The sequence below is a fragment of the Streptomyces sp. NPDC051219 genome (assembly GCF_040682335.1).
Taxonomy (GTDB): Bacteria; Actinomycetota; Actinomycetes; order Streptomycetales; family Streptomycetaceae; genus Streptomyces.
In genome coordinates this window covers 129877-152739 of record NZ_JBFBAS010000010.1, presented here as the reverse complement: position 1 = coordinate 152739, position 22863 = coordinate 129877, and the positions used below count along the sequence as shown (strand labels likewise).

The 22863-nt window shown below is 63.0% G+C and carries 16 protein-coding genes and 1 pseudogene; 7 read left to right on the top strand and 10 right to left on the bottom strand.

Features of this window, described 5'->3' with window-relative positions:
- The first annotated feature begins 87 nt into the window (after nucleotides 1-87).
- Both AB0M62_RS14830 and AB0M62_RS14825 read left to right on the top strand, forming a co-directional pair.
- The gene (locus tag AB0M62_RS14830; RefSeq protein WP_366074558.1) at nucleotides 88-408 is read left to right on the top strand and encodes an antibiotic biosynthesis monooxygenase; all 321 of its coding nucleotides are present in this window, start codon (nucleotides 88-90) and stop codon (nucleotides 406-408) included.
- A 2-nt stretch (nucleotides 409-410) separates the two neighbouring features.
- A complete protein-coding gene (locus AB0M62_RS14825; RefSeq protein ID WP_366074557.1) occupies nucleotides 411-1640 on the top strand; it encodes a helix-turn-helix domain-containing protein in 1230 nt (409 codons plus the stop codon).
- Between the two features lie 297 nt (nucleotides 1641-1937).
- On the opposite strand, the gene AB0M62_RS14820 is transcribed toward AB0M62_RS14825, so the two are convergent.
- The 6 genes from AB0M62_RS14820 to AB0M62_RS14795 form a co-directional block, all read right to left on the bottom strand.
- Entirely contained in the window at nucleotides 1938-2174 is a 237-nt protein-coding gene (locus AB0M62_RS14820; protein ID WP_366074556.1) for a hypothetical protein, read from the bottom strand.
- A 591-nt stretch (nucleotides 2175-2765) separates the two neighbouring features.
- On the bottom strand, nucleotides 2766-4517 hold the full coding sequence (locus AB0M62_RS14815) for an AAA family ATPase (RefSeq protein ID WP_366074555.1): 1752 nt from the start codon (nucleotides 4515-4517) through the stop codon (nucleotides 2766-2768).
- 466 nt (nucleotides 4518-4983) lie between these two features.
- Nucleotides 4984-7923, bottom strand: coding sequence for a type I restriction endonuclease subunit R (locus tag AB0M62_RS14810; protein ID WP_366074554.1), 2940 nt, complete (start codon nucleotides 7921-7923; stop codon nucleotides 4984-4986).
- Nucleotides 7920-9110, bottom strand: coding sequence for a restriction endonuclease subunit S (locus AB0M62_RS14805; protein ID WP_366074553.1), 1191 nt, complete (start codon nucleotides 9108-9110; stop codon nucleotides 7920-7922). Before AB0M62_RS14805 ends, AB0M62_RS14810 begins: the two co-directional genes overlap by 4 nt.
- Nucleotides 9107-10612: a class I SAM-dependent DNA methyltransferase gene (locus tag AB0M62_RS14800; RefSeq protein WP_366074552.1), complete on the bottom strand. Its 1506-nt coding sequence runs from the start codon at nucleotides 10610-10612 to the stop codon at nucleotides 9107-9109. Before AB0M62_RS14800 ends, AB0M62_RS14805 begins: the two co-directional genes overlap by 4 nt.
- Complete coding sequence (locus AB0M62_RS14795) at nucleotides 10609-12102, bottom strand: class I SAM-dependent DNA methyltransferase (RefSeq protein WP_366074551.1); 1494 nt, start codon at nucleotides 12100-12102, stop codon at nucleotides 10609-10611. The genes AB0M62_RS14800 and AB0M62_RS14795 overlap by 4 nt, the downstream gene beginning before the upstream one ends.
- 1272 nt (nucleotides 12103-13374) lie before the next feature.
- Here AB0M62_RS14795 and AB0M62_RS14790 point away from each other — a divergent pair.
- A complete protein-coding gene (locus AB0M62_RS14790) occupies nucleotides 13375-13803 on the top strand; it encodes a hypothetical protein (RefSeq protein WP_366074550.1) in 429 nt (142 codons plus the stop codon).
- A 294-nt stretch (nucleotides 13804-14097) separates the two neighbouring features.
- Here AB0M62_RS14790 and AB0M62_RS14785 read toward each other — a convergent pair.
- A pseudogene (locus AB0M62_RS14785) lies at nucleotides 14098-14235 on the bottom strand (restriction endonuclease); the annotation flags it as partial.
- Between the two features lie 876 nt (nucleotides 14236-15111).
- Between AB0M62_RS14785 and AB0M62_RS14780 the strand changes: the two are divergent.
- From AB0M62_RS14780 to AB0M62_RS14765, 4 genes are all read left to right on the top strand, one after another.
- Nucleotides 15112-15600 carry a GIY-YIG nuclease family protein gene (locus AB0M62_RS14780; RefSeq protein WP_366074628.1) on the top strand — a complete coding sequence of 163 codons (489 nt, stop codon included), beginning with the start codon at nucleotides 15112-15114 and terminating at the stop codon, nucleotides 15598-15600.
- 476 nt (nucleotides 15601-16076) lie between these two features.
- Nucleotides 16077-16496: a hypothetical protein gene (locus AB0M62_RS14775; RefSeq protein ID WP_366074549.1), complete on the top strand. Its 420-nt coding sequence runs from the start codon at nucleotides 16077-16079 to the stop codon at nucleotides 16494-16496.
- Nucleotides 16497-16603: 107 nt separating this feature from the next.
- Complete coding sequence (locus AB0M62_RS14770) at nucleotides 16604-17146, top strand: hypothetical protein (RefSeq protein WP_366074548.1); 543 nt, start codon at nucleotides 16604-16606, stop codon at nucleotides 17144-17146.
- The gene (locus AB0M62_RS14765) at nucleotides 17143-17826 is read left to right on the top strand and encodes a hypothetical protein (protein ID WP_366074547.1); all 684 of its coding nucleotides are present in this window, start codon (nucleotides 17143-17145) and stop codon (nucleotides 17824-17826) included. The genes AB0M62_RS14770 and AB0M62_RS14765 overlap by 4 nt, the downstream gene beginning before the upstream one ends.
- Before the next feature lie 909 nt (nucleotides 17827-18735).
- Here AB0M62_RS14765 and AB0M62_RS14760 read toward each other — a convergent pair.
- The 3 genes from AB0M62_RS14760 to AB0M62_RS14750 all read right to left on the bottom strand — a co-directional run bounded on the left by AB0M62_RS14760 (nucleotide 18736) and on the right by AB0M62_RS14750 (nucleotide 22785).
- Nucleotides 18736-19395 (bottom strand): hypothetical protein, encoded by a 660-nt coding sequence (locus AB0M62_RS14760; RefSeq protein ID WP_366074546.1) that lies wholly within the window; start codon nucleotides 19393-19395, stop codon nucleotides 18736-18738.
- Nucleotides 19396-19749: 354 nt separating this feature from the next.
- Nucleotides 19750-20664, bottom strand: a complete 915-nt coding sequence (locus AB0M62_RS14755; RefSeq protein WP_366074545.1) for a PIN domain-containing protein — start codon at nucleotides 20662-20664, stop codon at nucleotides 19750-19752.
- Between the two features lie 456 nt (nucleotides 20665-21120).
- Entirely contained in the window at nucleotides 21121-22785 is a 1665-nt protein-coding gene (locus AB0M62_RS14750) for a serine/threonine-protein kinase (protein WP_366074544.1), read from the bottom strand.
- Between the last annotated feature and the right edge of the window lie 78 nt (nucleotides 22786-22863).

The window sequence follows — 22863 nt, the reverse complement described above, 5'->3', positions numbered from 1 at the left end:
CAGAAAAACTGCGAGTCAACAGAAAATCTGTGACTAGTAGAAGTTTTCCGAGTCTGCGATGCTTGACAGCGACACAGAGGAGGAAAGATGGGCAACTTTGGGCTGTTCGTCCGCTTCACGCTCAAGGACGGTGCTGCCGCCGACTTCGACGCGCTGATCCGTGAGACAACGGCGGGGATCCGGGCAAAGGAGCCCGGGACGCTCATCTACGCCTGCCACGAAGTCGAGGGTGCGCCCAACGAGCGGATCTTCTTCGAGCTCTACGAGGATTACGCGGCGTTCGAGGAGCACGAGCGTCAGCCACACACTCGTCACTTCCTGTCCGAGCGGGACAAGTACGTCGCTAAGACGCAGGTTGATCGCATGTCCCCGTACGCAGGCAAGTACCCGAGTAAGGCCCAGAAGTGACCATGAACGACCCTCGTTCCATCGGCCAGCGAGTCAAAGAGCTGCGCCGTCAGGTCGGCATGTCTCAGGCCGATCTCGCCACAGCGATGGGTCGTTCAGAGAGCTGGGTCTCTCAAGTTGAGCGAGGCGTGCAGCCGGTCGAGCGACTGTCCGTACTACAGGCCCTTGCCGACGCACTGGGTGTACCCGTACGGGAGGTCCGTCCAGATGCAGCCGCACCAGAAGAGCCCGAGCAAACTCCTCAGCCGGTCAGTAACGACCTGGACGGACTACGAGTAGCACTCACCGGTCATCCCGCACTCGGCAGCCTCTTCCAGCAACAGCACGGCGGCCCAACGGTGAGCATCGCCGACTTCCGGTCGCAGATCGAAGAGGCCTGGGAACTGGCTCATGCCTCGAGCTTCGCGGCTCTGAGTGACAAGCTGTCGACCCTGCTGCCGAGCATCGAGGCCGCAGTGCGTTACGCGCCGGCCGCCGAGCGGACCGAGTTGCACGCCCTCCGTGCACGGGCTTACCAAGCCGCCGCCGCCAGCTTTGTCCGGCAGGACGAAGCAGATGCGGCATGGGTCGCTGCGGACCGGGCACTCCAAGCCGCCGAACTCTCAGGGCAGCCACTTGAAGTTGTGGCGAGTCTCTTTCGCATGGCACACGCCTTCATCCGGCAGCAGCACACCGAGCAGGCGGAGCAGGCCGCAGCATCAGCAGTCGCTGTTCTGGCCCCGCGTGCAGAGTCGCCCAACTGCCCACCAGAGGAGCTCTCCCTACTCGGGGCGATGAACCTCGTGCTAGCAGTGATCAACGCACGGGAGGGGAAGCGCACAGCGACACATGAGCGCATCAACCTCGCGCGCAAGATTGCGGGTCGGCTCGGCGAAGACAGGAACGACTTCGACACTGAGTTCGGCCCGACAAACGTCGAGATTCACGCCGTGAGCACGGCCGTTGATCTCGGAGACGCTGGCCTAGCCCTGGACGTTGCCGACCAGGTCGATGCAGCAAGGTTGTCGCCAGAGCGCCAAGCCCGTTTCCTGCTTGACGTGGCGCGGGCACACGCGCAGCGGCGACACGTCGGCGAGGCTGTAGCTGCACTCCTTGCAGCCGAGCAACTCGCACCGGAGCAGATCAACTCGCACCATCTTTCCCGTGAGTTGATCCGTGATCTCGTCCAGCTCTCCGGCCCCCGAGTCCCGAAGTCCCTGGTGGAGCTGGCCGAACGGTCCGCCGTCACATAGACCGACCGGCAGCTCACGACCTGGTTGGATCAAGCTGGGCGTCACAGCTCACGGCTACGGCGACGGGCAGGAGACTGACTCGGTTCGCTACACCTCACCAACTACTGCGTGACGCCAGCTGCTGGGCCTGCTGAGCCTCAGAACCCGTTTCTGACGTCGGGTTGTGGATCTCTTGGCGGGCTAGGTTCTGGGGTGGCCGGTTCCGGCGGACGGCGTTGTCGGGAGTGCGGTCGCCGGCTGAGGCCGAGAGTCCGTACGGAGTGAGCAGCCAAGATTCCCGACAGCTTCGGGTTCTCATCATGCGTGGCTATGAGCAGAGCGTCGGAGACGTCCGAGCAGATGCCCCACGAGCGGCGGAACGATGTCGAGGCGGAACGATCCGAAGTCCAACTCGAAGAAAAGCTCCTGGCGGGTGACGCGGAGGCGGACCGATGGCTGGACCATCAGCACCTTGACGAGCTCGGGGCGCCCGTCGCCGCGCGGCGCGGTGTCGGTGGACGGTGTCTCCGGGAGCTGGTCGGGAAGGGCGGTCACGTTGATGCCTCCTCGTTGCGCTGGACCGGATCTATTCTCATCGCTTGTCATGAAGGCGTCAGACAGAGGGGAGCACTGACAGGAGTGAGACCGTCCTCGGCCAGCAGCTCCTGATGGAGATCGCTGAGCACTGCCGCTGAAATCTCCGCCCTCTGCGTTGCGTCGCAGGGACCAAATCCGCGGCCGCCCCGGCTCACTGGGACGAAGACGAACAAGCCGCTTGAACAACCCCCACATCAGAAACGGGTTGTCAGCAGTGCGCGGACAGACTTTCCCTACATCATCAAGAGCCCGCGCACGGCGCGGGCGCGCGCCGCCTCTGCGGCGCGGCCTGCCTCCTGTCTGCGCCCCGGCTGGCCGCGCACGGCGGCGCGCTCGGCGGCTGCGGGCATGAAGGTGGGAGACACCCTCTATGGCTGGGGCGGTCGGCTCCACGGCTTTAGGCAGCCACTTTGGGGCGAGCCTCTAAGATCATGGCCCCAACGTCGTGCTTTAGCGGGCAGGTCCACAGACTGCCCGACGCGCCGGAAGCTTACGGGGCCATGATCACTCGCCCCAAAGCAGCTCCAGCCCAAAGCCGCTCCGCCGACCTCAGCGGGCTCCCGAGATCGCACTCTCGATATCCAAAAGGAGGTCCCTTACTTCGGCGACCACTTCGTCTGCACGCATGTTATTGGAGATGGAGCGAGCCGAGACGCTCTTATACTTGGCCGCCGCCAGTTTCCTGTTCAGGCTAGCCAAAGCTTTCTTCGGTGGGCAGATCCTGAGACGCTCGATCGGATCCGCCCAGATCTTCTCGAAGTCCGGAAGCACCTTTCGGTACACCGTCATTGCATCCATGGTCGCGCACACCATAGCCAATTGCCTACGGTGGATAAATTGCGCCTGAGCATCGACCTTCTGCTCTAGGACTGCTTCCGTGAGGAGCTTATCGACGACCTCGATACTCGCTCCGGAGATTCGAGATATCACGCCCGACAACAGGAAGTAACTTTCGAGTTCCTTACGATTCCAGACATGCCCGCGAATGCCGTTCACTGAGAGCTCGTTCACGACATCGAACACTTGCTCGTCAGTTCGGTTGTCTCGGTCCAGGATTACGTATGTGGTTACGGACTTATCCAACAAATTGTCATTCAGCCACGTGAAGGCTCCAACGTGTTGCCAGTTATCAAAACCTCCCAGCGGAATAACCGCTACACCTTTCTCGCCAGCCAGGTTTGTCGCACCAACCTTTCGCGCAACGTTCCTAAGGACCTTCATGTCCTGACCTTCAACGAATAGTGCAACCTTAGAGCGCAACGCGCGAGCAACACCTAGATTGAATCCAGAACCGAGCTGTTGACTGGCCTGATCGAAGGATTTGGAATCCCGGAGGGACTTAGCCCTTACCTTCGTCCTGTCCACCCAGATAACCGAATCCCGACGCGACTCCGCCAAGACTTCGGGGGCATGAGTGGCCATGATCCACTGTTGAGGACGCGATTCAAGGACATTTACGAGACGCCTCTGAAGGTCGGGGTGGAGGAAGACGTCTGGTTCATCAAGGACAATCGTCTTTGCTGTCCTATTCCGGAACAAGTGAGTTAGGACCTGGAGCCAGATCTGGAGCCCATCCCCTGCCCAAAAGATCTCCTTCTCTGACCGTGTAGCAGTTTCAACAAAGAATAGATCGAGCTCAACAGTCTTGTCGCCGGGGCTAGTAGCCAACTCAAGAGATTCCATCTCTGGCGTGTTATCCAGGATGAAGTCAATTAGCTCTTCATAGGCATCGCGATCCGCGTTCTTCAGATGATAGAGGTGATTCCTGAAGTGTGAGCTAGCCAGACGCGTCGACTGGTTTTCTCTCACGTACTTCTCGGTCAACACTGACTCGCGATGCTGTACGGGAGTCAGCGTAGGCACCACTCCAATAGTAGGACTGGCGGATCGCGCAGCCGAGGCTGTCACAACGAAAGAAGAGTCTGAATTCTGAAGGCAGAAGAACGGCAAATCATCCACAGGCCAAACGGATGTCAGAATTGCTCCGGAGTCAAACGTTACCACCATTCTGCTTTCCGACTCACGAAACTCATGTCTGATATTTTCACCAATAAACCCTGACGGATTGCCGATTGTACTGGAGAGCAGATGCCCCCTAGCCCAGGGGTTGCCGTCGAGACTGAAGCGCTCCGTAGCGTTGCGTCGACGAGCATGATTCACCTGCTCAGCCGCCAAGCGCAAAGCAGAAATAATGGTGCTCTTACCGGCATTATTAGGCCCTACGAGGATGGACTGCCTGCCGAATTGGACATCGAATCTCGAAAAACCTTTAAAGTGCGAAAGCGTGAGCTTCTTCAGCATAGGCGCAATCGTAGGGGGCATCGGCAAGCGGCGTGCGGGATTTTCTGAACTTGCTTCGACATGCTGAGGACCGACCACGAAAGCGAGCAGAGATTCGAACGAGGAGTCTGCCCCAGCATGCGAGTTGCGCGCCTGTTCAGCGGTCGGCCGCACCTCCTGGCGCCCGACAGGTGTGGACCACCAGGAGGCCAACTGACCAACACACGAAGCGCCCTCCCGGGCCGTCCAGGGGCCGTGGAAGGGCGCTCTCAACGATGACCAACGCCGACAACTGCCGACAGCTCAGCAGCAGGTCAGAGTGTTGATTGCTTAGGCGGCCGCAGGTTACGGCCGCCAATGATCGGTTGTGGCTGCACAGAGTGCCGTCCATCCGGGCCAGACAGAGTGAGAGGAGGGCCGGCGACGCCTTCCTATGTCCGCCGACTACCCTCGGAATGGGTCCTTCCCGACCCGGATCAAAGAGCAGCTAGTAGTACTCCCGGATGTATCCCAGTGCCTTCCCGAAGACTTCCTGGTCGCGGATCTTGAACTTGATGTAGAGCGCCTTGCGGAGCGCCTGCTGGACGAGGCGATCGCCTTCGCTGGTGTCCTGCCAGCCGTCGAAGCGGACGGTACGGACGACGGAGTCGATCTCGTCGACGACCTTCTCGGCGATGATCGGGGTCTCCTCGCCCCTGAGCGACTCGAAGAGGTCGGTCAGGGCGGCCTTACCACGCTCCTCGCGGGGCACCTCGGCGGCGGCCTTCTCCGCTGCGACCGTGTCTCGCGCCAGTGCGAAGAGCTCCTTGAGGAACTCCAGCGATGCCTGCTGGGAGTGGGCATACTTCTCCCGCAGAGCATTCAACCGCTGGCCGAGCTCGATGAAGGCCGGGTTGCCGACGTGCTTGGCGATGCGGGTGGTGATCCACTTCTCGACCTCGACAGGGTCGATGCCCTTGCGCTTGCCGGTCATCAGGTCCTCGATAACCTGCGCGTCGAGGACGATGGTCTCCAGGTCAGTGCGGGGGACCTCGACGGTGACGTGCTTGTTTATGAGCTCGAGGGTCTTGGCGCCCAGCGTGTGCCAGACCAGCCGGCCGGTGACGTCGGTGGGCTGCACGGACTGGTATACGTCAGTCAGCCAGCGGTAGTCCGACTCGTACTCGGACAGGATCGGGTCCGGGGAGAGGGTCTCCCACAGCTGGGCGACGACGCTGTACGCGGCTCCGAAGGCGTCACGGGACTCGTCGGAGTCGATCGCAGTCTGCGCCTGGATCAGCCCTTCGTAGCCGCCGACGGTGCGATCGACGCCCGGGAAGAACGTCAGAGCAGCCTCGATCGCGGGGCCGAGCTGCTCGCGCAGGACAGCGATGTTGGAAATGACCTGCTGGACGGACGTGTCGTCGAACTCGAAGGCCTTGGCGACGTCGTCGAAGATGCCGAGGTAGTCCACTATCAGGCCGTGGGTCTTCGCGGGCAGGTAGACCCGGTTGGTGCGGCAGATTGCCTGGAGCAGGGTGTGCTCGCGCAGGGGCTTGTCGATGTACTGGGCGTAGAGGATCGGGGCGTCGAAGCCGGTGAGCAGCTTCGCGGTCACAATGATGATCTTCAACGGGTCGGCCGGATCGTTGAAGCGGGCGGTGATCCGCTCCAGCTCCTCTCGGCCGGGCGTCCACCGCTTCCACGCCAGCTTGTCACCGCGGCCTGCGGACATCACGACCGTGGACACGTCCGGGCCGAGCAAGCCGTCGAGCTCTTTCTTGTATGCCACGCAGGTGGTCTTGTCATAGACCACGACCTGCGCTTTGAAGCCCTGCGGGTCGACCTTGGTGGTGAAGTGTTCGGCGATGTCGGCGGCGATCTTGCCGACTCGGCTGGGGGCCTTAATCAGCGCCTCCAGGGAGGCGGCTTTCTTCGACAGGGTGGTGCGGTCTTCCTCGGTGAGCCCATGCCGGTTGGCGAGCTCGGCGAAGGCCGTGTTGATCGACTCCTCGTCCAGATGGATCTCCGAGAGGCGTGGCTCGAAGTGCAGCGGCAGGGTAGCGCCGTCGCGGATGGAGTCGGAGAAGGAGTAGCGCGAGAGATACCCGTGCTCATCGGCCTCGGAGCCGAACCACATGAACGTGTTGCGGTCGCGCTTGTTGATCGGCGTCCCGGTCAGCCCGAACAGGAACGCGTTGGGCAGGGCCTCGCGCATCTTGCGGCCGTACTCGCCCTCCTGTGAGCGGTGGGCCTCGTCGACCATCACGATGATGTTGTCGCGCGCGTCCAGCACACCGGGTGCTTCGCCGAACTTGTGGATCGTGGTGATGATGATCTTCCGCGCCCCCGCGGCCAGGAGCTCCTGTAGCTCCCTGCGGGACTCTGTGGAGACCAGGTTGGGGACGTCGGAGGCGTTGAACGTCGCGGTAATCTGAGTGTCCAGGTCGATCCGGTCAACCACGATGATCACCGTCGGCGAGGTCAGTCCCGCCGTCGCCCGCAGCTTCTGCGCGGTAAACACCATCAGCAGCGACTTCCCCGACCCCTGGAAGTGCCAGATCAGCCCTTGCTTGATCCGCCCGTGCAGCACCCGCTCCACGATCAGGTTGGTCGCCTGTAGCTGCTGGAACCGTGCGATCACCTTGATCTTGCGATGCTTTTTGTCGGTCGCGAACAGCGTGAAGAACCGCAGGAAGTCCAAGATCGAATCCGGATCCAGAACGCCCTCGACCGCCTCCTTGACCGCTGCGAGGCCCACCTTCACCGGTGTGTAGTCGTCACCGGACTCATCCGCCCGCCACGGTCCCCACAGCTCCACGGGCATCCCGACCGACCCGTAGCGGAACTCCTTGCCCTCAGTGGCAAAATTGAGCACGTTCGGCACGAAGAACGCCGGGACGTTGACCTCGTAGTCCTCCTTGACCTGCGCCGCCGCGTCGATCCAGGAGTACGCCGGCCGCACCGGCGACTTCGCTTCACCCACGACCAACGGGAAGCCGTTACACCAGATCACCAGGTCGAAGCGCCGTTCCAGCCGCCCGATCCCGTAGGTCACCTCGGTGGAGACGATCCAGTTGTTCGCACTGTGCTCGCCGGGGTGATCGAAGTTGATCAGTTTGACGGTCACATGCTCGCCGCCGGGCCCGAACGGCATCGTTTTTTGCCCCGTGAGCCATGCCGCGAACTGCTCATTCGCCACCACCGGATTCGGCGTGCTGCGCGCGGAGATCAGGATCGCCCGCAGCTGGTAAATCACCTCATCTGCCAGACGCGGATCCGCCTCGATGGTCGGATTGAGGCGGATCAACGCCTCCCGCACCTGCTGCTCCAGCAACACCTCATCGGGGCGCCGCGGTAGACGGCTCCCCGGCACGAACCGCACACCGACCGACTCCACCAGATCCCGGACCAAGTCGCGGACGGTGTTCGCCTCGTTGAAGGTCACTGGGCACCCCCGAAGACGGTGTTAGAGATCGCGCTTCGCAGGTCCACGAGCCCATCGAGTTCAGTGATTACGGCAGACTGTGAGCCGCGCATCTCTTGGAGTTGGTCCACGATGCGTTGCTGCATGGTCAACGGCGGAACAGCCAACGAATGCGCTTTCACATCCTTCCCGTTGATCTTCCAGATGCCGTTGGTCGACTTCGCGTTCTGGAGCAACCGCGCATGGGCCGCCTTCGAGTTCCACTGGGCGGCAGCGAACTTTGGCAGAATCCGCGACGGATCGAACCGAAGCCGGATCAGAAGATCGGGATACACGCAGCCCTCAGGGAGAACGCTCGCATCGGCCAGACCTCCAAGACCCGTGAGCCTCTTGTTGCCGTTACCACGCACGATCAAGAAGTCGCCGTCCTGGATGACGAACGCTGCAACTTCGCTCGGAGTCACGTCCATGTACTTCACGGCGTCCCCACCGAGCACATTGCCACCCCTGATTGCACTGATGCTCAGCGTCGGCACACCGCGGCCCTCGTCGTTGGCCGGGGCGGACCTCCCGTTGCGCGGGCCGTCGAGAACAAGGTCAGGGATGGCCTTGAGCGGAAACTCTGAGGAGAGCACCTCCTGAAGCCAGGCTGAGGCCGTCGCCTCAATCCGAACGGCCTGCTCTGCAAGCAGCCTTCGGTGTCGCTCAAGCGCCCAGAGGAGGTCGGCGAGGCGCTGCTGTTCATCGAGGGGAGGGAGGTCAAACTCGTACGCAGCCAGTTCGCCCCAGTTCAGGTAAGGGTTGACCGAGCCACGTGAGTGGGCGATCGCGTAGGCGTGGAACCTCTCGGCCGAGAGAACGAACGGAAGGAACTCCTGCAGGAGCAGGTTCTCGTCGAGGGTCTCCAGCACGAAGGTCTTCTCACCTGTGATCCCTTCGAATTCAGGGACGGCGACTTTGCGAAGGTACGTTCGTCTGGAGACGTAGAGGACGTGTCCGGGCTTGAACCGCTTGTAGAACATCGGCCCTATCGGGTCGCGCCCGATGACGCCCCAGTCGGTAATCGTGAGGCTGCCGCTGGGGATGTGCTCGCCGGCGAGGAACCGCTCTAGGCCAGAGGTCTCGGCGTCGACTCGGTCGGTGACGTGCCGGATCACCTCTTTAAGGGTGACGCGCTTCCAGGAGGTCTTGTCGAGGCTCAGGCTCATGCCAAGGCCTCCGTTCGCATCAGAGACAGGACATCGACGACGGCCGCGTCAGAGCTCTGCGCAGCAGTACGCCAGGCACCGAGGGCCTCGGCGAGGTCGATCTGCTCTCTCTCGCCGCTGTCCATGGTGCCCCCGATGTACGTCGGAATGGCCAGGCTGAAGCCTTTAGCAGCAATCTCATCGAGAGTGGCAACCGTCGCAAACTGCTTGATGTTCGTGAAGCCACGGTAAGCATCGAGGATCTTCTGCTGGTGGGCCTCGCGCAGGAAAGTCTGTCCCTGTTCGCGGGAGACCTCATTGAGGGCGTTGATGAAGAGAACCTTGCCCTGACGTTCTGCGGGCTTGCGCGTCCGCAGGATGATGACGACGGCTGGCATTGGGGAGTTGTAGAACAGGCCCTCGCCGAGACCGAGCACACACTCGACCAGGTCGGACTTGACCAGCTGCTCGCGCATAGCGGCCTCGTCGCGGCGAAATAGGACCCCGTGAGGGAACAGGATCGCGGAACGCCCGGTGATGGGGTCCAGACTCTTGGCGATGTGCTGGAAGAAAGCGTAATCGGCGCGCCCCTGGGACGGTAGACCCCACATGTTGCGGCCGTAGGGGTCCTTGGCGAACGCGTCGCGGTTCCATCCCTTGATGGAGTAAGGCGGGTTGGCCAGGACGACGTCGAAGGTCTGCAGGCCGCCCAGGGCGTTGAGGAAGGCAGGCTTGGTGAGGGTGTCACCATGGACGATACGGCTGTCGGTGACGCCGTGCAGGAACAGGTTCATGCGGGCGATGGCAGAGGTTCCGTAGTTGAGCTCCTGGCCGTACAGGCGCAGGTTTCGCCATTCCTTCCCTTGACGCTTGACCTCGGCTGCGGTGGAGATGAGCATGCCGCCCGTGCCACAGGTCGGATCGTAAACGGACTCGCCGGGCTGGGGCTCGAGCATGAGCGTCATCAAGTGCACCAAGGTGCGGTTGGTGTAAAACTCCTGGGCGGTGTGGCCGGAGTCATCGGCAAACTTCTTGATCAAGTACTCATAGCCCTGCCCGAGCTCGTCCTCGGGCAGGTTCGCCACCGACAGCGTCTTGGTCGAGAAGTGCTCGATCAGGTCCGAGAGGGTCGAGTCGGGGAGCAGGTCCTTGTTGGTCCACTCGCCGTCGCCGAAGACGCCAGGGAGGGTGTCGGGGTTGGCGGACTCAATGGCCCGCATCGCGGCCTTGAGTGCGGTGCCGACGTTGCTGGTGACCTTGCGTAGGTCGGCCCAGTGGTCGCCGGCGGGGATGGCGAAGCGGTGGTTCTCCGGGAGGTCGGCGAGCTTCTCGTCGCCGTACGCCTCCAGGGCGGCAGCGTGCTCCTCGTCGTAGACATCGGAGAGGCGCTTGAGGAAGACCAGCGGGAAGATGTACTGCTTGTAGTCGCCAGCGTCGATCAGCCCCCGCAGCAGCACTGCGGCGCCCCACAAGTAGGACTCCAGTTCCCGCCGGCTGATCCGTTTCGGGCTCGTCGTGGTCATGCGCCCAGCCCCCACTTCGCCAGCTCGGTCTCCAGCGCTGCGCGGGTCTCGCGGGCCTTCGCGTGCGCGGTCTCCAGGTCAGCCGAGGCCTGCTCCAGGGTGAGTTGCTCGCCGACCTCAGCCGGTTCTACGTACAGCGGAATATTCAGGTTCCAGCCGTTGGTCTTGATGTCGTCCAGGGTCGCGACCGCGGCGAGCCCGGGCTGGTCGGCGTACTCCTGATACGCCTTCAGGAGGGTCTCGGCGTGGTCGGGCGCGAGGGTGTTTTGGTTGCGGCCGCGCTTGAAGAGCAACTCTCCGTTGACGAAGAGCACCTTGTCCTGCTGCTCGGCAGGGCGCTGACGGCGCAGGATCAGCACGCAGGCGGCCAGGCCGGTGCCGTAGAACAGGTTGGGTGCCAGGCCGATGACGGCGTCCACAAAGCTGGCTTTGAGGATGTGCTCGCGGACGCGGCCTTCGGCGCCCTGGCGGAACAGGGCGCCCTGTGGGAGTACGACCGCGACCCTTCCTCCGGTGGGTGCGGCAGAGGTGAGCATGTGCTGGGCCCAGGCCCAGTCGGCGTACCCCTTCGGCGGTACCCCGCCCAGCTCATTACGGCCCCACGGATCAGAGGCCCACTGCTCGTGGCCCCAGTTCTTCAACGAGAATGGTGGGTTGGCGATCACACAGTCGAACCTGGCCAGCCGGCCGTGGTCAAAGTAGGCCGGGTCGCGCAGTGTGTCGCCGCGCTCGATGTGGAAGTCCTCCATACCGTGCAGCAGCAGGTTCATCCGGGCGATCGCGGAGGTGGTGAGCACCTTCTCCTGGCCGTACAGCTTGCCGAGCACGGTCTTCGGATCACCGCCACGGGCCTTGATGTGCTGGATGACCTCGATCAGCATGCCGCCGGTGCCGCAGGCCGGGTCGTAGACCGTCTCGCCCTCTTGAGGGTCGAGGATGTTGACCAGCAGCGCGACCACCTCGCGCGGGGTGTAGTACTCGCCGGCCTTCTTGTTGGACTGATCGGCGAACCGCTTGATCAGGTACTCATATGCCTGACCTAGTACGTCGGGGGCGGCCTGGGAGATCGAGAGGGTCTTGGTCGAGAAGTGCTCGATCAGATCGATCAGCTTGCTGTCGGGGAGTTTGTCCTTGTTGGTCCAGGTTGCGCCGCCGAAGATGCCGTACAGCGTGCCCTGGTTAGCCTGTTCAATCCCGCGGAAGGCGGTCTTGAGTGCCTCGCCGACGTTCTCGGTGCGTTCGCGCACGTCTGCCCAGTGGCATCCCTCGGGGATGGTGAACCGGTGGTTCTCCTCGAACGCCGCATATGTGTGGTCGCCACCGGACTCATCCAGCGCGCGGGCGTACTCCTCGTCGTACACGTCGCTGATCCGCTTGAAGAACATCAACGGGAAGATGTACGCCTTGAAGTCCGCCTGATCGATGCTGCCGCGCAGCAGATCAGCCGCCTTCGCCAGGTACGACTCCAGCTCCCCTAGCGTCAACGGCATCGGAAGCTCTTGCTCCCCGACACCGACCGCACTCGACCCCACTCGATCACTGCTCGTTTCCACACTCGGCCTGCTCGGCTCGCGGGACGGCGAGCCCGCGTCGGAGCCTAACTGGATCCGCCAGGGCTGTACCAAGTACATGTCGAAATTGCGTCCTCCTGATCCGAGCCACGACATAGATCAACTGATGCACGTCGGGGGATGAACGCACCTAAAACTGTTCAAGTCACCACAAGAGCGACTGGTCCCACCGGTTCCCGTTCCCCGAGCTGGATGCTGACCGGGCGCAGTGGGAGGCTCGACAATCCCGCTGCGTGGACTGGACGCGATCCGTATCAGCTCCTTGTTGAGTGAGGAGGGGCCCGCCGAGGATGAGGTCGCCGACCACAACGACTACCCCTTCGGAACGAAGCGGGCGGGAGCGGGAGGAGCTCGCTCAGCGTGTCCACGACGGGAAGTCCATGAAGTATGCCGAGGGCGTCGGTAAGTAGGGGGAATCGCCCGCGCCAATGGGCGCTGAGTAGTCGTGGACCATCCGTGGACGCGGCCAAGCTTTCCAACATGACATTGGCCCTTGACCAGCAACGTTGTCGGAGTCCCAAAGGGCCTCCGGAGCCGTGTGCTCAGGTTCGAATCCCGCCGAGAGGCACTTCGCCCCACGGTCGCTCATCCTTGATCGTCCCGTGCCGGAACAGGCACCGCTTCGGGAACCGGGCGCCGCGGCGGGCGTCGGGCGCTTCCAGTCGTCCCTGTCGAATACGTGTGGAAGCAAGTCCAACTAGGCCCAACTGCAACGATATTCGCCCCGGTCATGCGGCTACTGAGTCGTGAGCGTCACCGCGCCTTGCGGCTGTTGACGTATCGTCACAAACCGTCCGCGACCTGCAGGTTCCCACTCGCATAGGGCACCACTCGCTCGAACTCCACCGGCCCGCCCTGCCCTACGGGCACCACACCAAACGGCACCGCTGCTGGGACCACCTCAGGCGGACTGGCAGGAACAGGCGCCACCTCGGCGGGATCCGGCACCACAGGAGCCGTTCGCTGCAGCCACCATGGGGCGAGCCTCGAAGATCGGGGCCCAGATCGGGCTATTGCGGGCATGCGAGGAGCCGGCCTGATTCGCGGCCAGCGTGCGGGCCCCGATCTCTCACCCCATGGCAGCTCCAGCCCAGAGCCGCTGCACCGGCCTCGCGGTAATATGCCGCATCACTCGAACAAGCGTCTAGAGGCGAGAATGCCTAACCGAGAACGACAACCGGAAAGAGGCGCATGTTGGGTCGCACCGCTGTCATAACGGCCGTCGCGGCCGCCAGTCTCATGGCGAGTGCCTGTGGCGGCTCTCTTGAGGCCGCCGAGCCGAAGCCGACCGAGGTCTCTCAGAAGACTGAAACGACTCAAGCCGACGAGCCAGTCCCGAGCGAAACCGAACTCGACGCCGACGTGGATGTTGTGCGCATCACGCCATCCGACGAGGACCCGAACTACGCGGTGGGCGTAGTCAAGGTCAAAAACCGTGGAGATTCTTGCCCGGTCGGTGCTGTGACGGTCCTCTTCTACGACGAAAACGGCCATTTCTACACAGAAGGAGTAAACCACTTCATGGAACTCGGCAAGGGCAAGACGGCCACCGTCAAAGTAGAAGCCTTCCGTGTCGGCAAGGCCAAGAAGGCAGAAGTGGTCGAGGTGGTCTGCCAGTAGATGTAGGCCAGATGCCCGGAAGCCGATCGGTGATTCCCAAAGCTCGGCAGCCAGTCCGTCTAACCAAGGTGGCGTTGACGATCACCACCACAGGCAGGTTGTCTGTGAGCACGATCAAGGGCACGGCGGCATTGACGGCAACGAGGACGGACACCAGCAAACCGCCGCGGGCGACGACGCCCACAGCAGCGGTGCCATGGCCCCGCCTCGCGGGTGTTATTGAGCCCAGGCCGGAGACTCACATCCGCCGCTCCCCAGTCCGCAGCTTCCAGCTGTGCCGCCGATGAGGCGGGTTCACATCCACGGGGCCGGCCCGGTACGCAATGCCCAGGCGGCAAGCCCCTGCTCGTCGACACAGCAAATGCCGTGTTGTGCCGCGTACTCGGCGGCTGGACGCGTGAAGGAGCTCGTGGTCACAACTGCGGCTACCTGCCCGCCGCTGCCGGCGCCGCCCCGTTCACGGAGGAGCCGGAAAGCGGTATAGACCGACCTCTGGGTCCGGCGGGCCGTCCATGCCTAGATCTCGACGCATGGTCTCGCGGAGGTTGGCGTTCGTGCGCCAGAGCTCTGCCCTTGATCGCAGGTAGGCATCGCTCCTCACGTCAGGGACGTCGATGAGCACATCTCTCATAGTCGTGAGCGCATCGCAGGTGCTCACCGCCAATTGAATGATCTCGGCTGGCGCAGTCAAGGACAGGCTTTGACGGAGTCGCCATATGCCTGAGCCATCGAGTGCCTGGTGGAGCAGGCCGTAACGGACCTCAGCCGACGACGCATCACCTTGGAGGATCACGGACCTCATGTCAGAGTGACTCTGGCTCAGAGCCATGAGGAACTCGGAGTACACGCCTCTGCGAGTCTGTGCGGTCTCCTTCTCTCTGTCGCGACGCCAGCGGATCCGCTCAGCGATCAAGGCAGAACTCACACCGACGATGGCACCAGCCAACGTGCTCAGCGGAGATATCCAGTCCACCCCCAGAAGCTAGCCCAGGTGGCTGGCCATGCCTACGGCACCTAGAGGCGCTCATCCAAGACCGAGGAGTCGGCCTTCCCTGTCGAATGCGCGTCGAAGTCTTGGGGGGCAGCAGGGGTCAGGGTTCCGTTTTCCCATGTCAGTAGCTATCTGTAGCAACTGAGGCCCAGCGCCTTCTAAGGGCCTGGCCGGTGGCAGAAGCAGCGGACGCCTCGACGCTTATGAGTTGGCTGTATAGGGAAGTAGCCTGCCCACAGTAGATCGGCTTCGGGGAGGCGTCAGTGCACTCTGCTCTCAGCCGCCCAACGCGGTTGTGGTCAGCGGCCGAAGTGTTGATGCGTCCGTGTCCGGTTCCTGCCGCCGCTGGCGTCTACGGCTGGCACTTTGACGAGGCCCCCGCTCCGGGCCTGGTTGCTGGGCGGCTGCTCTACGTCGGTATCGCTCCGCGGCACATGTCCAACCGGCGAAGTACTCAGAACCTGCGGAGGAGGGTGCGGTACCACTTCCGGGGCAACGCCGCCGGCTCGACGCTACGGCTGACCCTGGGCTGCCTCCTCGGGTTGGAGTTGCGTCGTGTCGGCAGCGGTGGGCGAATGACGTTCGGCCGTGCCGGAGAAGCCTCCCTCACGGAGTGGATGGCGAAGCACGCTCAAGTGTGCTGGCTGGAGCACGAGGAGCCCTGGACCATGGAGTCGGATCTGATAGCAAGGTTCGACGTGCCGCTGAATCTGGATCAGAACCGGCACAACGGATTCCACGCCACCCTCAGCAAGCTCAGATCTGATGCCCGCGCACGCGCTCGGGAGTTGCCCATCACCGCGTAGACGGAGGAGTCGTGCCAGATCCGTGCCAGATCGACCGGTCAGCCACGGTCAATCGGGGTGTGCAGGGTGCTGACGGACATGGATGGACTCAGACCCGTTGTACGCCGCTTGACCAGCCAAGACCAGCTTGTGATCGCTACCAGGCTTACAAGGCAGCGATCCAGCTCCCAAGCTAAGATCACGGCCAGCCCCTACGGCATCGTCGTGAGACCGAACGAGCATCTATCAGTTCATGGACCAGCCTTGGGCGGTGGGCTTGACGTAGTCAGACGTGTGCCACCCCCAACGGGACCTTGACTCTGGCACAGCACGACGAAAGCGATGTAATGTGCCCCCACCTGCGCACCCTTGGGGGGATCATGCACATTCGCACCACCGTAGCCGGGCTAGCGCTTGCCGGAGCGCTGCTGTCCGGCTGTAGCTCTACCGGCTCCAGCGACACCGCGTCGAGCGCATCGCCAAAGGGCACGAGCTCTGTGGCCACGGCCTCGGTCGAGAAGCCGGACGTACTGACGGCGCAGCAGGCCGTAGCAGCGCTGGAGAAGTCCATCCCGGAATTGAAGCTCGTCCAGGACTACACCGAGGCCAACGACCCGAACCACCTGCTCGGGCGGCCGGGCGGCTACACCAGCAAGGCCGCCTTCTCCGACAGCCGTGTCTCCTCCGCGGACGTCGAGGGCCTGGGCAAGGAGGCAGTTGAGCGCGGCGGCAGCGTCGAGGTGTTCAAGACCGCCGAGGAGGCGAAGGCTCGGGCGAAGTACATCGAGACGATCGCCAAGTCCATGCCCGGCGCGACCGAGTACCACTACATCGCCGGCGGCATCCTCGTCCGTGTATCGAACCTGCTGACACCCACCCAGGCGCAGGACTACGAAGCGGGCGCCAAGAGCCTCTGACTTGCGAGGTACGAAGCCCTCGCTGTCAGTTGTCCGATTGCTCCGCCACCAATCGCATTGGAGGCTCTTCGCGGTTTGAGCAAGCTGAACCCAAGGGGGGAAGGGCTATGCAAGAAGATGAACTGCGCCGGCTCGAAGTGCAGTTGCAGCAAGTGCTAATCGAGTCAGGCTTCGAGTGGCTAACGGACGCCGTAGAGGATTCAGCTGCAGCGGGCGTACCGCAGGAGAAATTGCTCAGGCGACGACGGCAGTTGCGGCGCCCAGAAAGCGTCGTCGAGGAAGGGATTCCTGAGGAGCCTGAATACACGACCGTGTCCGATTACACGCAGCGTCAGTACCGGGCTGGACAGCGTACCGGCAGCGTGGTGATTTCAACACGCCCAATGCACACGCGTGAGCGTATCGATCTACTCCTCGATGCACTACATCGAATGTTCGTGGAACTGCCCGAGGTAGAGGAAAGTACCTTGTCAGTTCTCGGAGAGGGGGACGAGCGACGGCCTCCTGTATTCAGAGTTGCTTTCGTCCCAGCTGACACCGACCGACGTCGTTCTGCGCGGGAAACAGTGCTCTCACGAGAACGTGCTGAAATTCACCGCCGAGGCATCTCGCAAGTCATCGACGCCGTGCGGGAAGACATCAGCGGATGAGTAGTATCGACGACCTTCTCAACGAGGTGAAGTGGCTGATCGCTGCTCGGAGCCTCTCGTACACGTCTGCTTCTGACGCCTGTGACGTTTACGAGGGATTCTTGTTCTCCTTGGTGGTCAGTACCGCGAGCAAGTGGGGCGCGCAAGTGCACTATGAGGACGTGCACGGCAACACTGTCCAGGACCTCTTATTCCGCACCGGCCCGGGGCAGCTCTACCAGAAAACAAAACCGTTCACCCACGCCGTGATCGAGTTCGATCGTGCCCCAGCTTTGGAAGCTCATGTGGGCGTGCGAGTCCAAGGGGGATCCGGGGTGCTCCATGAGTGCGACGTTGTCGTACTGCAAGCGGACGAGGCCGCGCTGAGCCGTCGCGAGAGCGTCGCGCCGCGCGGCAGCAAGTGCCTCCTTGCGATCGAATGCAAGTACTACACCACCCACTTGGGAATTGAACTTGCGCGCAACTTCGAAGGGCTACACGCGGACCTACGGGCGCAGCACGAACTGTTCGTCTCCAACACGAGTGCACCCAATGTTCTGCGGTACTTATCCGCACGCAAGCGCGAGTACGAGCCTCTAGTAGCTCCTAGCGCGCCTGACCGCGTCCAAGAGGTCCGATCTCAGATTCGCCGGGCCTTCAAGGCTTACCTCAGCGGGTACACGGGTTCAGCCCTTATCTGAGGGCTTGCAATAACCGCTTGCTGACATCCACACCTGACATCAACGGCGGCAGACAACAGCAACTTCGAGCAACCCTGGTGACCTGACATCCTGCGCGTCCGAAGCCCGTCGGACCTGGCTGGATCGAACTCCTAAAGCGGGTGTCAGCCCACCTGGCCCGGCTCGAACGGGCTGGCCCCCTCCACAACGGGCCGGTGCTGCGGGTCTACAGCTGCCGGCCGACGCAGGCAGGGCGATAGTAGAGGAGCGTCGTGGGCTCGCGCACTGCGGTTTCCCGCACGCCTCCAGGTGGAGCGGGGAACCGCGGTCGACGACGGTCCCGTCTGGGGATACGCCGCAGCACGCCAGGGCGCCGTTTCGCCTGTTCAGAGCAATGAAGCGGCTCTGTATGCCCGCCGTACGGACGCCGGCCGATACGGTCACGGCATGCCGACTCATCTGCTCCCCAATGAGCGCGTTCCGAGCGGAGAGGCCATGGCCGCCTTCATAGCCCACTTGCGTGAGGACTACGCCCTGCACGCCGAGGAGTGGAGAACTGCACGCTGGACGACTTCTTGGAGTCTCTGGGAGATCGCGGATGCGCCAGGCTGGTATACCCACCGTGGGCAGGAATGCCCTCAGAGGGCGACTGGACATTCTTCGCCCTGGCACTCAGTGCCGCCCGCGTCTACGAGTGATCGCGTGCCCTCCGCGTGCCGGAACCGACGGCGGCCAACAGTGAGCGGCGGGGAACGGCGGAGAGCCGCCCAGGAACGCGCAGGTCACCGTCTTCCCAGGTCAGGGACTATGCGGTTACGCGATCTGCCAATCTGGTGCTTCAGATGTCCCTGGCCCGGCACCTGACCCGGGCCATTGAGACTCCATTGACCTCCCGCCGTCACCCGGCTGCGGGTCCGCACTTCGACTCGGCTACCTGACGTCCGTGCTGCCGGGGGTCCACGCAACAGGGAGTGATCCCTCTCGAACGTAGAGCACCCGACTGACGTTCTTGCCGTGCGGCACAGCAAAGATAACGTTTCCGGTGCGGCACGACCCCGCTGGGAGATCTTCATCTTCCGTCGGGTACAGAGGGCGCGGGAAGCCCGGGAGGTCTTCATCGAACGGGCTGACAACAGTCCCGTCCGACAGTTCAAGCAGCCAGCGCCAGACTGCAATGCTGGTGACGTCTTCTTCGCCCTCGTCCACGGTTCCACCGTCGTAGCAGACCTTGGCCTTGAGCGCCGACCACGAGTAGCGACCCTTGAGATAGTCGTACAAGGCTTCTGGGGTGTCGTCGCCTGACGCGATGTTGCTCTTGTAGCTCAGCACCGTCGTGTTGCCATGGTTGAGCGGCACCGTGGGGTCAATCTTTGAGTCGTGCTCAAAGTCGTAGGACTCCCCAAACTTGAGGGACGCCGCCAGTCGGACGGTGCCTGCTGCATCGGTCGCTGTGGCGCCCGGGTCCTTTGCAGTGTGCGGGCTGGCGCTCACTGAAGGAGCAGTATCAGCTCCCGTGGTGTCGGCCGTTCCGCCGCAACCCACCGTCATCAGGATTCCTGCGATCCCCAATATGCGCGCAACCTTCGACATACCCCACCCCTGGTTGACTTGTGCCGCCTAAAAAATGATTAAAGCGGCGGCATCGTACAGGGGGCCATCCCCAGCGGGTATCGCCCCCGGGCGGGGCCCGGTAGCTAAGCTTGCTGCTACACGCCTGGAGGAACGCGATCACTCGCCCCATGGCAGCTCCCGCCCAAAGCCGCTACGCCGACCGCGTGAGCAGGCGCGACGCCCTGCTGGCCGGGCCGTCTGTGGGCCGTTCGAGGTTGGTTAACTATGACAGAGGGCAACTGCGAGTGACCCGGCCGCTCACCCCTCTGACCTGGGCGCCCCAAGTTGATCTGCGACACTGGATGAACCATGCCTGTACCTGGAGAACTAGCGTCATGAGTCGTTGACGCTTGAATCCACCTGCCCACACACGCGGCCAGCTGGCACCTCAACCCCGCGTTCCTTGGACGGGGGATTCTTCTTGCTGGCCTTGTGCTGCTCAGGTTCGTCGCCGACCGGCATGCTCAGCTTGAGGTCACGCAGCCCCGCAACGCGTGCCCGGGCTGCCTGGCCGGTGTCGTAGGTGAGTACCGTCACTTCGCGCCCCGACAGCGGCTTGATGGCCAGCGCCCTGTCCACAATCTCGTCATCGTTGATTGGCAGCCGCACATGACCCGGCGGATCAAACAAGAGCTGTACGGTCACTTCGCCGCGTCGAAGGCCGGTGGTTCGCAGTTCCTCGGCGTCAACCTCACGAAGCACGGCATGCTCCGTGCTCTTCTGGAAAAGCCTATCCAAAACAGCCAATGTGTACCGCGCCCGCCATCGCGCCTGCGGGGCCTTGCTCTCCTTGAGTTGGTCGAGTTCATCCACCACGACCATCGGCACCATGAGGTGAACGAACGCCCCTCGTATGCCTAGTAGACCAGAAAAGTCGGTATCTTCCAGCTTGTCAGGATGATGGATGTAGAAACTGCTGTCAGCTACCACAGGAAGCCCGCTGAGTTGCCACTGCTGCAACTCCTGTCCGAGCGTCTCAGCAGCAGCCGTGAAAGCCGCCGTCCGCTGCCGAATCTCGGCACTTACCAGCTGGTTCACGAGGCGCTGAGTCGTCCCGATGGTGAAACTGTCCAGCCCCGCAAGCAACTGGTCGTGCCGCTTGGTGAGAACAAGTCGGTCAAGGTCAGCGCTGCTGATGAGCGCGTCCAGCCGATCAACGGCATACGCTGCCCAGTCTAGGTAGGCCAACAGCCGTTCGTAGTACTCGTGCGGGCCGCCGGGGTGGAGGTTCGAGACCTTCTGGCACACCTCGCTAAGCGTCTTGTACAGGTGCTTCCGGTCAACGCCGGGCAGTGGGCTTACAAGCATCCCCGTACTGTGGCACCTTACGGGTGCTGCCCGCACGTAGAAGGGACTTACGCCTGGTGCTGAGCGGTGCCAAAGCAGTACCGCGACCCAAGCCAAGGTTCCGGATCATTCTCTGGTTGACAGCGGCTCGGGTCGAGCTCGCAAGAACAGCAAGAGAGCCAAGGCTTCAGGTACGCCGCAGGATAGAACTCATAAGGCGCTGATCAGCGGCTGTGCCCGTACAGCAGCGCAGTACACAACCACGCACGCTGACCGCAGCCGACCCGACAGAGCACCTGGCAGCCGGACAGCCACCCCTGGACGGTACCGAACACAGCCGACGATCGAGCTCGGCACCAAGGGGAAGTGCCAGACGAGACAGCAAGTGCGCTGTTCTGCCGTGGGGATGATCGCTCATCAGGCTCCGACGTGCTCTGTAAGGCAGACGTACATCGGCGGCAGCTCGTCGTCGAGACTGCTGTAGTCGAGGATCGCTGGGTACGTTAGACGGGTGCCCGGATAAAGAGGCGCGCACTGTTGCGGAGTGTCGGAGAAAACACTTGAACTGCCATCCACGTGAACAGCTTTCGCGTCGCCGGCGCCCAACAAGTCGGCGCCGCACTGATACCCGGGGGCATTCATGAGGAGCGCGCCGTTGCGACCGGTCCCATCACTGCTGCCCGTCCAAGCGATGCAGTAAAAGACACCGGCGTCACCGCCAGTTTCCGGCTGGGAAACGAGGTGAACCTTCTGCATGGAAACGGGACCCCCACACAAAGAATTAATGTCGGAGACATACCACGGGGCGCCAGGTGCGCAGATCGCGGCCTTGGGTTCGCAGCTTGGGTCGCCCTGAGGAAGTTTGTAGGTGACGGGCAGGCATGTGGCTGACGTCCCAGAGTTCGGCAACCCATTCTTTGACGCGGGACCTGAGCCCGTAGTGCCTGACGGCGATGAGGTCGGCGCCGGGACTGGTCGATTACCGCCGTGGAATGGGGGGGATGATGATGCGGACCCGGACCCCAATGTGCTGGATCGCTTGTCGGGCGGTGCCTGTCCGAGGAAGGCGTAGGCAGCTCCTACGGCTACGGCGAGTGTGGTGACTCCGATGGCGGCAAGGAGCCCGGCGTGCCGGCGGCTAGTGCTTTGTTGGGCACGTGTCCATAGCGCGTCATCCCAAGCGGGCATGTGCCACTGGGCGGCCACGAGGTCCCCGACAACCGTGGGCATGTCCACACTTGGGGACAGGACACTCGTGGCCTGGGAGGCGAGCAGCGCGGTGCACTCCTCGGTAAGCGTGGCGGCCGTGGGCCGGTCACGAGGTTCTTTGGCCAGCGCGGATGTCACCAACGCGAGCAGGTCGTCGGGCATGCCGGTGATATCTGGCTCGCCAGACATCACCCGGAAGGCCACCACGTCGGGGGCCCCGGTGCCGAATGGCAGGCGGCCTGTGGCCGCGTAGGCGATCAGGGCTCCCCATGCAAAGACATCCCCGGCGGTGCCCGCCGCGCCAGTTCGGTAGTACTCGGGGCTAATCCATCCAGCCGTGCCGGTCATCACGCCCGTGCGGGTTACCGAGGTGCCGTCAAGAGCGTGGGCGATACCAAAGTCGAGCACGCGCGGGCCATATGGAGCGAGGATCACGTTCGCCGGTTTGACGTCGCGGTGCACCACCCCGGCCTCATGTATGGCCGTTAGTGCCGCTGCAGTGCCGGCCGCAAGGGCGTACAAGTGAGCCCCGGTGAGCGGGCCGTCCGTGGTGATGTGCTGACCAACGGTCGGGCCAGGGACGTATTCGGTGGCCAGCCAGGGGGTGGCAGCGTCGGTGTCAGCTGCGAGCAGCGGTACCAGACACGGACCAGAGACGCGCCGGGACAGCTCAACTTCTCGCCTGAACCGAGCACGGAACTCGTCGTCGTCGGCCTGGGCAGGATGAATGAGCTTGAGCGCGACGCGGCGCCCCTCGGGGCCTAGAGCGGCGTAGACGGTCCCCATCCCGCCTGCACCGAGACGACCGATGATCCGGTAAGGGCCTACGCGGCCGGGGTCGCCAGGGTGGGCGGGATGGACACGCGTGGGCAACGGGGCTCCTAGCAAATCAGGATCGGGACATCCTGCACCGTACGGGCATGGCCGACGTGCCGGGCGGGCTTGCCACTT